9 protein-coding genes and 1 pseudogene are annotated in these 13654 nt (G+C 72.2%); 5 read left to right on the top strand and 5 right to left on the bottom strand.

Features of this window, described 5'->3' with window-relative positions; all coding sequences use genetic code 11:
* Window positions 1-432, bottom strand: a pseudogene (locus GTW43_RS16630) (SAM-dependent methyltransferase); the annotation flags it as partial.
* Window positions 433-653: 221 nt separating this feature from the next.
* Here GTW43_RS16630 and GTW43_RS16625 point away from each other — a divergent pair.
* Window positions 654-1508 (top strand): DUF4190 domain-containing protein, encoded by an 855-nt coding sequence (locus GTW43_RS16625; protein ID WP_161302812.1) that lies wholly within the window; start codon window positions 654-656, stop codon window positions 1506-1508.
* A 51-nt stretch (window positions 1509-1559) separates the two neighbouring features.
* On the opposite strand, the gene GTW43_RS16620 is transcribed toward GTW43_RS16625, so the two are convergent.
* Window positions 1560-2318, bottom strand: coding sequence for an N-acetyltransferase (locus GTW43_RS16620; protein ID WP_161302811.1), 759 nt, complete (start codon window positions 2316-2318; stop codon window positions 1560-1562).
* 137 nt (window positions 2319-2455) lie between these two features.
* On the opposite strand from GTW43_RS16620, the gene GTW43_RS16615 reads away from it, so the two are divergent.
* The 3 genes from GTW43_RS16615 to GTW43_RS16605 are packed head-to-tail and all read left to right on the top strand — an operon-like array spanning window position 2456 to window position 4293.
* Window positions 2456-3061, top strand: coding sequence for a Uma2 family endonuclease (locus GTW43_RS16615; protein ID WP_237536631.1), 606 nt, complete (start codon window positions 2456-2458; stop codon window positions 3059-3061).
* 43 nt (window positions 3062-3104) lie between these two features.
* Window positions 3105-3908 carry an SDR family oxidoreductase gene (locus GTW43_RS16610; protein ID WP_161302810.1) on the top strand — a complete coding sequence of 268 codons (804 nt, stop codon included), beginning with the start codon at window positions 3105-3107 and terminating at the stop codon, window positions 3906-3908.
* A gap of 28 nt (window positions 3909-3936) precedes the next feature.
* Window positions 3937-4293, top strand: coding sequence for a MerR family transcriptional regulator (locus GTW43_RS16605; protein ID WP_161302814.1), 357 nt, complete (start codon window positions 3937-3939; stop codon window positions 4291-4293).
* On the opposite strand, the gene mfd is transcribed toward GTW43_RS16605, so the two are convergent.
* From mfd to GTW43_RS16590, 3 genes are all read right to left on the bottom strand, one after another.
* Window positions 4288-7821, bottom strand: coding sequence for a transcription-repair coupling factor (gene mfd, locus GTW43_RS16600; RefSeq protein ID WP_161302809.1), 3534 nt, complete (start codon window positions 7819-7821; stop codon window positions 4288-4290). The genes GTW43_RS16605 and mfd overlap by 6 nt on opposite strands.
* 234 nt (window positions 7822-8055) lie before the next feature.
* Window positions 8056-10665: an ABC transporter permease gene (locus GTW43_RS16595; protein ID WP_161302808.1), complete on the bottom strand. Its 2610-nt coding sequence runs from the start codon at window positions 10663-10665 to the stop codon at window positions 8056-8058.
* Window positions 10662-11450: an ABC transporter ATP-binding protein gene (locus GTW43_RS16590; protein WP_161302807.1), complete on the bottom strand. Its 789-nt coding sequence runs from the start codon at window positions 11448-11450 to the stop codon at window positions 10662-10664. Before GTW43_RS16590 ends, GTW43_RS16595 begins: the two co-directional genes overlap by 4 nt.
* Before the next feature lie 427 nt (window positions 11451-11877).
* On the opposite strand from GTW43_RS16590, the gene GTW43_RS16585 reads away from it, so the two are divergent.
* Window positions 11878-13332 (top strand): MFS transporter, encoded by a 1455-nt coding sequence (locus GTW43_RS16585; RefSeq protein WP_161302813.1) that lies wholly within the window; start codon window positions 11878-11880, stop codon window positions 13330-13332.
* Window positions 13333-13654 lie beyond the last annotated feature (322 nt).

The raw sequence follows: 13654 nt of genomic DNA, 5'->3' as shown, positions 1-13654 counted from the left end.
GGGTCGCGGGGTGGCGAGGGGGCGCTCGGGGGCGGGGCCGAAGCGCGGGGTGAGGACGCCTTCGAGGGAGGGGGACAGGCGCTCGGCGAGGGCCTGGTCGTCGGGGGTGGCGCTGAGGGCGAGCCATTCGGTGGGCCGGTCGTGGACGAGGAGGAGGGTGGCGCCGGCGTGCAGCAGCGCGGTGACGGGTCCTGCGGGGTGTCCGGCGAGCTGCTGCCAGACGCGCTCGCGCAGGGGGACCTCGGCGAGCTTGCCCTGGGCGCGCAGCCAGTCCTCGACCTCGGCGAGGGCGAAGGAGGGGCTGGTCTCGGTGCCGCCGACGGGCTTGGGGAAGTCGGCGTGGCGACGCCGCCAGTTGCTGACGGCGGCGCGGCCGACCCCGGCGAGCCGGGCGATTCCGGCGGCCGTCACCTCTGTCGCGTTCTCCTGCACCGGGTTCGCTCCCCTCTCGACGCGCGTGGGTCAGGTCGGCGCGTGCGTGTCCGGGCGACCCTACCCACATCCTCGTAAGAACCGCATTCACAGCTGTGCACACTCTTGAACCCGTGAACGCGGTTGACTCGGTTCACATACAATGGTGTTCTTGACCCAGCCAACCGCCGGACGAGCAGAAAGCCGGGGGGAGGTTGGCGTCTCTCATCTCGGAGGAACCCATGTCCCAGACCCAGCAGCAGCCTCAGTACCCGCCGTTCCAGCCGCAGCAGCCTCAGCGGATCGCGCGCAACGGCCTGGGGACGGCCGCGCTGATCCTCGGCATCATCGGAGCGCTGTCCGGGCTGATCCCGATCCTGTTCTGGCTGGCCGGCATCCTCGGCATCGTCGCGCTGATCCTGGGCCTGACCGGCCGCGGCCGGGCCAAGCGCGGCGAGGCGACAAACAAGGGCGTGGCCCTGGCCGGCGCGCTGCTCGCGCTGGTCGCCCTCGGGCTGTCCGTCTTCGGCGCGTACACGACGTTCAAGGCAGTCGACGACGCGGTCGACGAGATCAACAAGTCGGTGTCGGACACCCGGGCCAAGGACACGGACCGGGACGGCAAGGACGGCCAGGACGGCGCGAAGGCCTCCGGCGAGGACGGCGACAAGGGCTCCGGGGCGAAGGACGAGGCGCCCGCCAAGGGCAAGGCGCTCGACGCGGGCGACTCCGTGATCTACGACGACGACCTGACGGTCACGGTGTCGAACGCGGTGGAGTACCACCCCGGCCAGTTCGCGGCCGGACACAAGGCGGGCAACCACGCGTACAAGGTGACGGTCACCGTCGAGAACAAGACGAAGGAGAAGTTCGACTCCACCCTGCTGACCGCCGAGGCCCGCGCCGGCCAGGACGGTGTCGACGCGGAGCAGATCTTCGACGACAAGGTGGGCACGGGCTTCAGCGGATCGATCCTGCCCGGCAAGAAGGCCACGGTCGTCTACGGCTTCGACACCCCGGCCGACGCGAAGAACCTCACGGTCGAGGTGTCCCCGAGCTTCGAGTACGACACCACGCACTGGGACCTGAAGCTGTAAGGGACCCGGACCCGGTCACACCCCGGGGGGGGCGGTGCGGTACGTGCTCGCTCAGAGCGCGTGCCGCACCCACACGTTCGGCTCGACGTACACGGCGTACCCGCGCTCCGGCTCGCAGTGCACCGGCACGAGGGCGCCGGGCACCTCGACGGAACCCTGCGCGTCGAACGGCAGCCCCGTCCACTCCCGCCACTCCGCGAGCGAGCCCGACACCGTCATCGACGCGGGCGCCACCTTCACGACCGTGCCGCCGGCGCGGACGTGGACCCGCAGCCACGGATCGTGCGGCAGCCCGTCCGACTCCCGCACCCGGTACGCGTACTCGCTCATCGGCGCCGCCGGCTCGCGGTGCTTGGCGCTGGGCCGCACCGGGGCGACGACCTCGCGGAAGCCCCGCCCCCGCGCGTTCTCCCGCATCGCGCCGAGCATCACCCCCGACAGGCCGCGCCCCTGCGCCTCGGGCACGATGCTGATCTCGATGGCGCTGACGGTGTCGGGCACGACCCCGTGCCGCCGGTCGGCGAAGGCCCACTGGAGCACCCGGTCCCACCCCCGGTCCGGCAGCACACCGCCGCGGCCCGCCGCGTGCAGGGCGAACGGCACGCTGAACGCCTTGGCCACCACCGAGCCGTCCGGACCGGTCGCGACCAGCACGTACTCGGGCAGCTCTGCGGCGATCCGCCCCATGAACGACGACGCCACGGCGTCGTGCTGCACGTACACCGGCCAGGTGTCCGGCATCGACCACATCGCATCGAGCAGCCCGGGCCGCTCGGCCAGCGTGGTGATCGTCAGCTCGCTCGTCGTCATGCCCCGAAAATAGCCGCCGGTCAGGCGGGACGGCGAGCCGATTTTCCCGCGCCCCTCCGGCCCCCGCGTTCACCCTTTGAGGCGATGCGCGGGCGAACCCCCCGAGTACGCTGGGAACCCGGGCCAGACTCCGTCGCATGGGAGCGCTGATGATGAGCACCGCCGGCGACCACGAGCCGCAGAGCACGTGGCCGACGCCTCCGCCCGGCGGCTGGACGGCAGACGACCTCGACACCATCCCGGGCCTCCCGTCACACGCCGAGCTGATCGACGGAGGCCTGTTCCTCGTGAGCCCGCAGACCGACTTCCACATGGCCACGATGCGCCTGTTGGAATTCGCCCTGGTACAAGAGGTGCCCGAGCACCTCTACGTCGTCCGCGAGATGACCACCAGGATCGACGCCAGGAACCGCCCCGAACCTGACCTGATGGTGGTCCCGGCCACGGCGCGCACCGGCCCCGGCCAGACCTGGTACAACCCCTCCGACATCCTGCTCGCCGTCGAGATCGTCTCCCCCGACTCCGTCGAGCGCGACCGCGAGATCAAGCCCCGCAAGTACGCGGCGGCCCGCATCCCGCACTTCTGGCGCGTGGAGGAGCGCGAGGGCGAGCCCGTCGTCTACGTCTACGAACTGGACCCGGCGACCAACACGTACGCCGTCACCGGCATCCACCACGACCGCCTGAAGGTGGGCGTCCCCTTCCCCCTCGACATCGAGCTGGAGCCACGTCGCCGGACGTGACCGCTTGACCCTGTCCCTGGCGTCAGGGTCCGACGATCGCGCCATGACCACCGAGCACGCTGAGAACACCGAGCACACCTCCCGCACCGGAGCCTCCCGGACCGGAGCCGCCCGCACCGTCGTCGTCACCGGCGGCGGCACCGGCATCGGCCGGGCGACCGCACACGCCTTCGCCGCTGCGGGCTGCCGCGTCGTCGTCGTGGGCCGCCGCCCGGATCCGCTCGCCGAGACCGCCGCGTTCGCCCCGGACCTGATCGAACCGCTCGCCGCCGACCTCACGGCAGCGGACGGGCCCGCCGCCGTGGTCCGGGCCGCCGCCTCACCGCACGGACGGATCGACGTCCTCGTCCACAACGCGGGCATCACCAACTCCGAGTCCCTGGCGACCTACACGCGGGACTCCGCACACGCCCTCCTCGGCACCAACCTCGTCGCCCCCGTCCTCCTCACCCAGGCCGCGCTGCCCGCGCTGAGCGCGGCCCGCGGCGTCGTCGTCAGCGTCACCACCGCGATCGGACAACGCGGCTGGCCCGGCAACTCCCTCTACGCCGCAGGCAAGGCGGCCCTCGACTCACTCACCCGGAGCTGGGCCGTACAGCTCGCGCCCCGCGGTGTGCGGGTCGTGGCGGTCGCCCCGGGGGCGATCGAGACTCCGATCGCCGACCACTCCGCGTTCACCCCGGCCGAACGGGCCGCCATCCGCCGGTGGCAGCTGGACCACACGCCGCTGGGCCGTGTCGGCCGCCCCGAGGAGGTGGCCCGCACGATCGTCCACCTCGCCTCGCCGGACGCCTCGTTCGTCACGGGCGTGGTCGTCCCGGTGGACGGCGGCGCAGTCGTGGCGTGACGATGCGGGCATGAGCAGCACGTCATCGATGCGCATCGGGGAACTCGCGGTGGCCACCGGCACCACGGTCCGCGCCCTGCGCCACTACGAACAGGCGGGACTCCTGACGTCCGAGCGGGCGGCGAACGGGTACCGGTGGTTCGCGCCGGACGCCGTCACCCGCGTCGCGAACATCCGGCTGTTCCTCGACGCGGGCCTGACCGCCGACGACGTACGGGTCTTCCTGCCCTGCCTGGACGGTGACGTGCTGGCCCAGGGGCCGTCGGCCGGGTTCCTGCGGATCGCCCGCGCCCGGCTCGACGTCATCGACCGCAGGATCGCCGCGCAGACCGCGGTGCGCGACCGGCTCGCCGAGGCCCTGCGCACCGCGCAGTCCGCTTCATGACCCCAGGACCGACGCCAGGAACTCGCCCACCCACGCCAGCAGTTCGCGTCCGACCAGCGGCTTGCCGCCGACCTTGGCGGTCTTGGGGCGGGGGACGAGGATCTGGTGGGTGGTGGGCTTGATGACCGTGCCGGGGTAGAGGCGCTTGAGGCGGAGCTCCTGGGACTCGCGCAGTTCGACGGGGGCGAAGCGGATGTTGGTGCCCTGGAGGACGATCTCGCCGACGCCGCACGCGCGGGCCAGCATGCGCAGGCCCGCGACGAGCAGGAGGTTCTCGACGGGCTCGGGGAGCTTGCCGTAGCGGTCGGTGAGTTCCTCGCGGACCTGGCGGACGTCGTCCTCGGTGTTCGCGGAGGCGATGGCGCGGTACGCCTGGAGGCGCAGCCGCTCGCCCGGGGCGTAGTCGTGCGGGACGTGGGCGTCCACGGGCAGTTCGATCTTGACCTCGAGCGGCGGCTCCTCCTCGACGCCGCCGTCGAGCGAGGCGCGGTAGTCGGCGACGGCCTCGCCGACCATGCGGACGTAGAGGTCAAAGCCGACGCCCGCGATGTGGCCGGACTGTTCGCCGCCGAGCAGGTTGCCCGCGCCGCGGATCTCCAGGTCCTTCATCGCGACGTACATGCCCGCGCCCATCTCGGTGTGCTGGGCGATCGTGGCGAGGCGCTCGTGGGCGGTCTCGGTGAGGGGCTTCTCCGGGGGGTAGAGGAAGTAGGCGTAGCCCCGGTCGCGGCCACGGCCGACGCGCCCGCGCAGCTGGTGCAGCTGGGAGAGGCCGAAGTTGTCGCCGCGCTCGACGATGAGGGTGTTGGCGTTCGAGATGTCGATGCCGGATTCCACGATCGTCGTCGAGACGAGGACGTCGAACTTCTTCTCCCAGAAGTCCACGACGACCTGCTCCAGGGCCTGTTCGGACATCTGGCCGTGGGCCGTCGCGATCCGCGCCTCGGGGACGATCTCGCGCAGCCGGGCCGCGGCCCGGTCGATGGACTCGACGCGGTTGTGGATGTAGAAGACCTGGCCCTCGCGCAGCAGTTCGCGGCGCACGGCGGCGCCGATCTGCTTCTCCTCGTACGGGCCGACGAAGGTGAGGACGGGGTGGCGCTCCTCGGGCGGGGTGGTGATCGTCGACATCTCGCGGATGCCGGTCACCGCCATCTCGAGGGTGCGCGGGATGGGGGTCGCGGACATCGTCAGGACGTCGACGTTCGCCCGGAGCTTCTTCAGCTGCTCCTTGTGCTCGACGCCGAAGCGCTGCTCCTCGTCGACGATGACGAGGCCGAGGTCCTTGAACTTCGTCTCGGAGGAGAAGAGGCGGTGCGTGCCGATGACGATGTCGACGGAGCCGTCGCGCAGCCCTTCGAGGGTCGCCTTGGACTCCGTCTCGGTCTGGAAGCGGCTGAGCGCCTTCACGTTCACCGGGAACTGGGAGTAGCGCTCGCTGAACGTGCCGAAGTGCTGCTGGACGAGGAGGGTCGTGGGGACGAGGACGGCGACCTGCTTGCCGTCCTGGACGGCCTTGAAGGCGGCGCGGACCGCGATCTCCGTCTTGCCGTAGCCGACGTCGCCGCAGATCAGCCGGTCCATCGGGACCGTCTTCTCCATGTCGTCCTTGACCTCGGCGATCGTAGTCAGCTGGTCGGGCGTCTCCGCGTACGGGAACGCGTCCTCCAGCTCCCGCTGCCACGGCGTGTCCGCGCCGAAGGCGTGCCCGGGGGCCGCCATGCGGGCGCTGTACAGCTTGATGAGGTCGGCGGCGATCTCCTTGACGGCCTTCTTGGCGCGCGCCTTCGTCTTCGTCCAGTCGGCGCCGCCGAGGCGGTGCAGCGTGGGGGCCTCGCCGCCGACGTACTTGGTGATCTGCTCGAGCTGGTCGGTCGGGATGTACAGGCGGTCGCCGGGCTGGCCGCGCTTGGCGGGCGCGTACTCGACGACGAGGTACTCGCGGGTCGCGCCCTGGACGGTGCGCTGCACCATCTCGATGTAGCGGCCGACGCCGTGCTGCTCGTGGACGATGTAGTCGCCGGACTCGAGGGTGAGCGGGTCGATGGTCTTGCGGCGCCGGGCCGGCATGCGCTGGCCGTCCTTGCCCGCGGCGCGCTGCCCGGTGAGGTCGGTCTCGGTGAGGACGGCGATCTTCAGCCCGGGGTGCACGAAGCCGTACTCGAGGCTGCCGCACGCCACCTGGACGACGGACGGGGCGAGCGCGGCGAGTTCCTTGTCGAGGCGGGCGGCGATGCCCTCGCCGCCGAGCACCTCGACGGTGCGGGTCGCGGGGCCGTGCGCCTCGGTGACGAACACGGTGCGCCAGCCGTCGGCGAGCCAGCCCTTGGTGTCGGCCAGCGCCTTCGCGGTGTCCCCGCGGTACGTCTCGGGGGCGTGCAGGCCGAGCTGGAGCGTGTCCGCGTCCTGGTCGGCGGCGTCGGCGGCGAACGGCGACACCGACCACCACATCATGCCGAGCTCGCGGGCCCGCTCCCGGACCTCCGCGATGGAGCGCAGCGAGGCGGCGCCCACGTCGATCGGGGCGTCTCCGCCGGTCGCGGACGCGGCCCAGGACGCCTGGAGGAACTCCTGGGAGGTCGCCACGAGGTCGGTGGCGCGGGTGCGGACCCGCTCGGGGTCGCAGACGACCGCCATCGCGTCCTTCGGCAGGACGTCGATCAGCAGTTCCATGTCGTCGACGAGGACGGGTGCGAGGGACTCCATGCCCTCGACGGCGATGCCCTCGGCGATCTTGCCGAGCAGTTCGCCCAGCTCGGGGTGGGCCTCGGCCAGTGCGGCGGCGCGGGCCCGGACGTCGGCGGTGAGCAGCAGCTCGCGGCAGGGCGGCGCCCACAGGCCGTGCTCGGCGATCTCGAGCGAGCGCTGGTCGGCGACCTTGAAGTAGCGGATCTCCTCGACGTCGTCGCCCCAGAACTCGACGCGCAGAGGGTGTTCCTCGGTCGGCGGGAACACGTCGAGGATGCCGCCGCGGACCGCGAACTCGCCGCGCTTCTCGACGAGTTCGACGCGCGCGTACGCGGCCGCGGCGAGCGCCTCGACGGTCTCGCCGAGGTCGGCGCTCCGCCCGGTGCGCAGGGACACGGGCTCCAGTTCGCCCAGGCCCTTGACCTGCGGCTGGAGCACGGAGCGGATGGGGGCGACGACGACGGAGACCGGGCCGGTCTCGGGGTCGTCGTCGCTCGGGTGCGTGAGGCGGCGCAGCACGGCCAGGCGCCGTCCCACGGTGTCGCTGCGCGGGCTGAGCCGCTCGTGCGGGAGCGTCTCCCAGGACGGGTAGTCGACGACCGTGTCGGGGGGCAGGAGCGAGCGCAGCGCGGCGGCCAGGTCCTCGGCCTCGCGGCCGGTGGCGGTGACGGCGAGCACGGGCCGGCCGGCGTCACGGGCGAGCGCGGCCACCGCGAAGGGGCGGGACGCGGGCGGGCCCACGAGGTCGACGTGCATCCGGTTGCCGTCGCGGGCGGCCGTCGTCGCCTCGGCGAGGGCGGCGTCCTTGACGACGGCGTCGAGCAGTCCGTGCAGGCTCATGGGGGCGCTTGGCCTTTCCGATCCGGGGCGTGCGGGCGCAACGCGAAGGACCCGACACGTGGGACGGGCCGGGGGTCTCCAGCGTACGTCGCCGCGCGGGCGGTCGCCCGAGCGCGGGATCGCACGGCCCGGTTCCCGGCGCGTCCCCGGAGCGCGCCGAGGGGGCCCGGCACCAGCCGGGCCCCCTCGGGGCTCCCCCGTTTCCCCCGTCCCCGTTTCCCCCCGGCGGGGCGGCTACTCGGTCGCGATCGCGTTCAGCACGTTCATCCGGCCCGCGCGGAACGCCGGGACGAGCGCGGCGAACAGGCCCACGAACGCCGATCCGACGAAGACGCCGATGATCGTCGGCCAGGGGATCTCCAGGACGCCGAGACCCTCCAGAGCGAGGAGCTTCTGGGCGGTCGCGCCCCAGCCCATGCCCAGGCCGAGCCCGAGCAGGGCGCCGAAGAGGGCGATGACGACCGACTCGAGACGGATCATGCGGCGCAGCTGGCGGCGGGAGAGGCCGATGGCGCGCATCAGGCCGATCTCGCGGGTCCGCTCGACGACCGAGAGGGCCAGGGTGTTCACGACGCCGAGCACCGCGACGATGATCGCGAGGGCGAGCAGCCCGTAGATCATGTTGAGGAGCTGGCCGATCTGGTCCTGGAGGGTCTGCTTGTAGTCGGTCTGGTCCTTGACCTTGACGGTCGGGTCGGACGCGACGGACTTCTTCAGCGCCTTGTACGCGGCGGCGGCCTTGGCGCTGTCGTCGTCGCTTCCGGCGGCCTTGGCGAACATCATGCCGTTGAGCGGGAGCCGGTCGGCGGGCACGTACCGGGCGGCGGTCGCCACGTTCGTGTACATCGCGCCCTTGTCGAAGACGGTGTCCTCGTCGTTCGTGATCGCCGCGACCTCGAGCTTCGCGGTCCGCCCGTGGCCGAAGGCGACGGTCATCGTGTCGCCGACCTTCACGTGGTTCCTGTCGGCGAACTCCGAGCCGACCGACATCGCGTCCTTCCCGTACGCCGCCGAGAGCTGCCCGGCGGTCATGTCGCGCCGCAGGTCCTCGGCGTAGGACGGGCTCGCCGCGGAGAGCTCCTCCTTCTCCTTCTTGCCGGAGGGCGTGGTCACGGTCGCCTTGACGAACTTGACCTCGGTGACGTGGGAGACCAGACCGTCCTTCTGGACCTTCTTCAGGGCGGCGGCGGCCTGCGGCGTGATGCCGCCGTTGCTGGGCTCCACGATGAAGTCGGCGCCGACGGACTTGTCGAGCTGGTCGGTGGCCGAGGCGACCATCGAGGAGCCGACGACGGACAGGCAGGCGACGAGCGCGAGGCCGATCATCAGGGCCGCGCCGGTGGCGCCGGTGCGGCGCGGGTTGCGCAGCGCGTTGCGCTCGGCCATGCGGCCCACGGGTCCGAAGAAGCGCAGCAGCACGGCGCTGATGACGCGGACCACGATCCCGGCGAGCAGCGGGCCGACGACGACGAAGCCGACGAGCGAGGCGACGATGCCGGCGCCGAGCCACAGCGAGCCCTCGCTCGCCTTGTCGGCCTGCGTCGCGAGGTAGAGGGCGAAGCCGCCGCCGCCCGTGAGGAGTACGCCGATGACGGCGCGGACGGCGCCCGCTCCGGCGGAGGCCGGGGTGCCCGCGTCGCGCAGGGCCGCCATCGGGGAGACCTTGCCGGCCCGGCGTGCGGGCAGGTAGGCGGCGAGGACGGTGACGACGATGCCGAGGAGCAGGCCGACCGCGGGGGTCGTCCACTTCACGGTGAGGTCGCCGGTGGACAGGTCCATGCCCGCGGCGGACATCAGCTTCATCAGGCCGACGGCCAGGCCCACACCGGCGCCGACGCCGACCACGGAGCCGACGACGCCGAGCAGCAGCGCCTCGACGAGGACGGAGCGGTTGACCTGCTTGCGGGAGGAGCCGATGGCTCGCATCAGGCCGATCTCGCGGGTGCGCTGGGCGACCAGCATCGAGAACGTGTTGATGATGAGGAAGATGCCGACGAGGAAGGCGATGCCGGCGAACCCGAGGAGGGCGTACTTGATGACGTCCATGAAGGAGCCGACGTCGGCGGCGTTGGCGTCCGCGGACTCCTGCTGGGTCTGGATCTTGTAGGTGCCGTTCCCGGAGAGCTCCGCGGCGACGTTCTTCTTGAGCTGGGTGTCGCTGACCCCGCCTGCGGCGGCGATGTTGATCTGCGTGAACTGTCCGGTCCTGCCGATGAGTTCGCGCTGGGCGGTGGCGGTGTCGAAGTAGACGACGGCCGCGCCCGGGTTGGTGACGGTGAAGGAGGCGATGCCGCTGATCCTCGCGTCGATGTCGCCGGAGACGGAGATCGTGCGCAGCGGGTCGCCGAGCTTCAGGTGGTGCTTCTTCGCGGTGTCGGCGTCAACCATGACCTCGGTGGGCCCGCGCGGGGCGTGCCCGGAGGTGATCTCCATGGAACGGAGGTCGTTCCTGGTCCAGTTGCCCGCGATGGTCGGGGCGCCGTTCTCGGAGCCCATGTTCTCGTTGTCGGCGTTCACGACGGTCACGTTCATGGAACTGACCGCACCCTCGGCCGACTTGACGCCGTCGGCCTTCTTCACCGTGGCGAGCAGGGACGCCGGGAGCGCCTCGGGGCGGCCGGTGTCGCTGCCCTCGACGTCGGAGTCCCTGGGGCTGACGGTGACGTCGGAGGCGGTGGCCGTGAACAGCTTGTCGAAGGTCTTGTCCATCGTGTCGGTGAACACGAGGGTGCCCGTCACGAACGCGACGGAGAGCAGCACGGCGACCGCGGAGAGGGCCATGCGGCCCTTGTGCGCGAAGAAGTTGCGCAGCGAGGTCTTCAGGACGGTGTTCGCGGCACTCATGACGTACGGCCCCTGGCGTCGAAGTCCTTCATGCGGTCGAGGACGGCGTCGGCGGTGGGCCGGAGCATCTCGTCGACGATGCGGCCGTCGGCCAGGTACAGGACGCGGTCGGCGTAGGAGGCGGCGACCGGGTCGTGGGTGACCATGACGATGGTCTGGCCGAGCTCGTCGACGGAGCGGCGCAGGAATCCGAGGACCTCGGCGCCGGCCCGCGAGTCGAGGTTTCCGGTGGGCTCGTCGCCGAAGATGATCTCGGGGCGGGCGGCGAGGGCGCGGGCCACGGCGACGCGCTGCTGCTGGCCGCCGGAGAGTTCGGTGGGCCGGTGCCGCAGCCGCTCGGCGAGCCCGACGGTCTGCACGACGCGGTCCAGCCACTGCCGGTCGGGCTTGCGGCCGGCGATGTCCATCGGCAGCGTGATGTTCTCCAGCGCGTTCAGGGTGGGCAGGAGGTTGAACGCCTGGAAGATGAAGCCGATGCGGTCGCGCCGCAGCCGGGTCAGCTTCTTGTCCTTGAGGCCGGTGATCTCGGTGTCGTCGAGGTAGATGTGGCCCTCGGTGACGGTGTCGAGGCCGGCGAGGCAGTGCATGAGCGTGGACTTGCCGGAGCCCGAGGGGCCCATGATCGCGGTGAACTGGCCGCGGGCGATGTCCACGTCGACGTGGTCGAGCGCGACGACGCGGGTCTCACCGGATCCGTAGGCCTTCACGACCTGCCGCGCCCGTGCGGCCACGGCCGTCAGCCCTCCAGTGCCCCCGTGCCTGGGAATGGTCACAGCCGATGTCACGGTATGTCTCCTAAGTCGGTCACGCAGCGGCATGTCGTGCGGCCGGAGCGCGGTCGCGGATCTGCGGGAAGTGCCTTGCGGTGCCGCGGCGGTCCTCGCCGCGGTGTGCCTTCAGTCTGCTGGCGCGGGGTGTCCGGGCGCGCTGGTGGAAGTCACCGTCTTTCCCGGGGGGAAAACCCCACCCCCTGACGGTAGGAAGAACCCCCCTGCCCGCTCGTCCTCCAGGGGGACGAACCGTCCCCGGTCCGTTGTACGGAGCTCCCCCTAGGGGAGGTCCACCCTTCGGTGGACCCCTCCTCAGGGTCGTCTCCACCTGCCTAAGCTGCGCAGGGCACTTACATGCAGGGGGAAAGGACATCCGCAGGTGACATCGTCCACGGCCGCAGGGTCCGCTGACCGGCGGCGCGGTGCGGTCGTGGCCGCGCTGATGCTGTCGATGGCACTGGCCGCGCTCGACTCCACCATCGTCTCCACCGCCGTGCCCCAGATCGTCGGGGACCTCGGCGGCTTCACCGTGTTCTCGTGGCTGTTCTCCGGCTACCTCCTCGCGGTGACGGTGACCCTGCCGGTGTACGGGAAGCTCTCCGACACCCTGGGCCGCAAGCCGGTGCTGATCGCGGGCAGCGTCCTGTTCCTGGCCGGGTCGCTGCTGTGCGCGTCGGCCTGGGACATGGGGTCGCTCATCGCGTTCCGCGTCGTGCAGGGGCTCGGCGGCGGCGCCATCCAGGGCACCGTGCAGACCCTCGCCGCCGATCTGTACCCGCTGAAGGAACGCCCCAGGATCCAGGCGAGGTTGTCGACGGTCTGGGCCACCTCGTCGGTGCTCGGCCCCGCGCTCGGCGGAGTGCTCGCCTCGACCGCGGGCTGGCGCTGGATCTTCCTGATCAACCTGCCGATCGGCGCGCTCGCCCTGTTCCTCGTCGGCCGGCACCTGCACGAACCGCGCCGGGAGCGGGGCCCGCGCCCGCGCGTCGACTGGGCGGGCGCGCTCGCCGTGTTCGCGGCCGGGGGCGTCCTGCTGACCTGGCTCGTGCAGGGCGGCGTCGCCTGGGCCTGGGTCTCCGCCCCGTCGCTGGCCCTGCTGGCCGGCGGACTCGCGCTGATCGGCGTCGTCGTGCTCGTCGAGCGCCGGGCCGCCGACCCGATCCTGCCGGGCTGGGTGTGGCGCCGGCGCACCATCGCAGCGGTCAACCTGGCGCTCGGCGCGATGGGCCTGCTGATGGTCGCCCCGACCACGTTCCTGCCGACGTACGCGCAGTCGGTGCTCGGCCTGTCCCCCACGGCGGCCGGATTCGTGCTGTCCGTGATGACGCTGAGCTGGCCCGTGTCGGCGGCCTGCAGCCAGCACGTGTACCGCAGGATCGGCTTCCGCAACACCGCGGCACTCGGCATGACCGGCGCCCTCGTGACGCTCGCCGTCTTCCCGTTCCTGCCCTACCCGGGCGCGGCCTGGCAGCCGACCCTGCTCAGCCTGCTGCTCGGCGCGTCCCTCGGCCTGTACCAACTGCCGCTCATCGTGGGCGTGCAGTCCACCGTCGGCTGGGCCGAGCGCGGCACCGCGACCGCCTCGATCCTCTTCTACCGCCAGATCGGGCAGACCGTCGGCGCCGCCCTGTTCGGCGCCGTCGCCAACGGCGTGATCTCGGGCCGCCTCGGCGCGGACGCCGACCTCGACTCAGTGGCCCGCGACCCGGGAGCGGCGGGGGTGCGGCCCGCGATCGACGCGGCCGTCGACTCCGTGTACCTGGGCGCGGCCGCCGCCGCGGTGCTCGCCCTCGTCGTGCTGCTGACCCTCGCACCGCGCCGCTTCCCGGTCCTGGACGCGTCCGCGCCGAGCCCCGCCCCCAGCCGTCCCGGCCGCACGCCCGAACCCACCGACTGAGCCGCCCGCACGGCCCCTCCCCAACTCGTCTACCTACGAGTAACGTTCCGGCTCCCATCCCCTCCCTGCGGTCCGCTCCGTCCCCCGCGGACCGCAGGTCGCGCCCGTGCCACCGCTGCCGCACCGCCCGACCCCGGGCGGGACGGCGGGCCGCACACGGACGCGGCCTAGCCGCGCAAGGAGCCCAGGGAATGCCGCAGCCCGCTCACGCCCACCGCCGCCCCGCCTACCGGCTGCCCCGCCACCCCGACCTGCCCCCGCCCGGCGGCCCCGCCCCCGCCCTGCGCCTGCTGCGCACCGCCTACCGCTGGCAGCGCCGCGT

Origin of the sequence: Streptomyces sp. SID5785, from assembly GCF_009870065.1 — a bacterium.
Lineage (GTDB): Bacteria > Actinomycetota > Actinomycetes > Streptomycetales > Streptomycetaceae > Streptomyces.
This window is presented reverse-complemented; position numbering and strand designations above follow the sequence as displayed.

Coding starts and splice junctions, on each gene's coding strand:
- GTW43_RS16625 (WP_161302812.1), top strand. CDS start 654: ATGTCCCAGACCCAGCAGCAGCCTCAGTACCCGCCGTTCCAGCCGCAG.
- GTW43_RS16620 (WP_161302811.1), bottom strand. CDS start 2,318: ATGACGACGAGCGAGCTGACGATCACCACGCTGGCCGAGCGGCCCGGG.
- GTW43_RS16615 (WP_237536631.1), top strand. CDS start 2,456: ATGGGAGCGCTGATGATGAGCACCGCCGGCGACCACGAGCCGCAGAGC.
- GTW43_RS16610 (WP_161302810.1), top strand. CDS start 3,105: ATGACCACCGAGCACGCTGAGAACACCGAGCACACCTCCCGCACCGGA.
- GTW43_RS16605 (WP_161302814.1), top strand. CDS start 3,937: ATGCGCATCGGGGAACTCGCGGTGGCCACCGGCACCACGGTCCGCGCC.
- mfd (WP_161302809.1), bottom strand. CDS start 7,821: ATGAGCCTGCACGGACTGCTCGACGCCGTCGTCAAGGACGCCGCCCTC.
- GTW43_RS16595 (WP_161302808.1), bottom strand. CDS start 10,665: ATGAGTGCCGCGAACACCGTCCTGAAGACCTCGCTGCGCAACTTCTTC.
- GTW43_RS16585 (WP_161302813.1), top strand. CDS start 11,878: ATGCTGTCGATGGCACTGGCCGCGCTCGACTCCACCATCGTCTCCACC.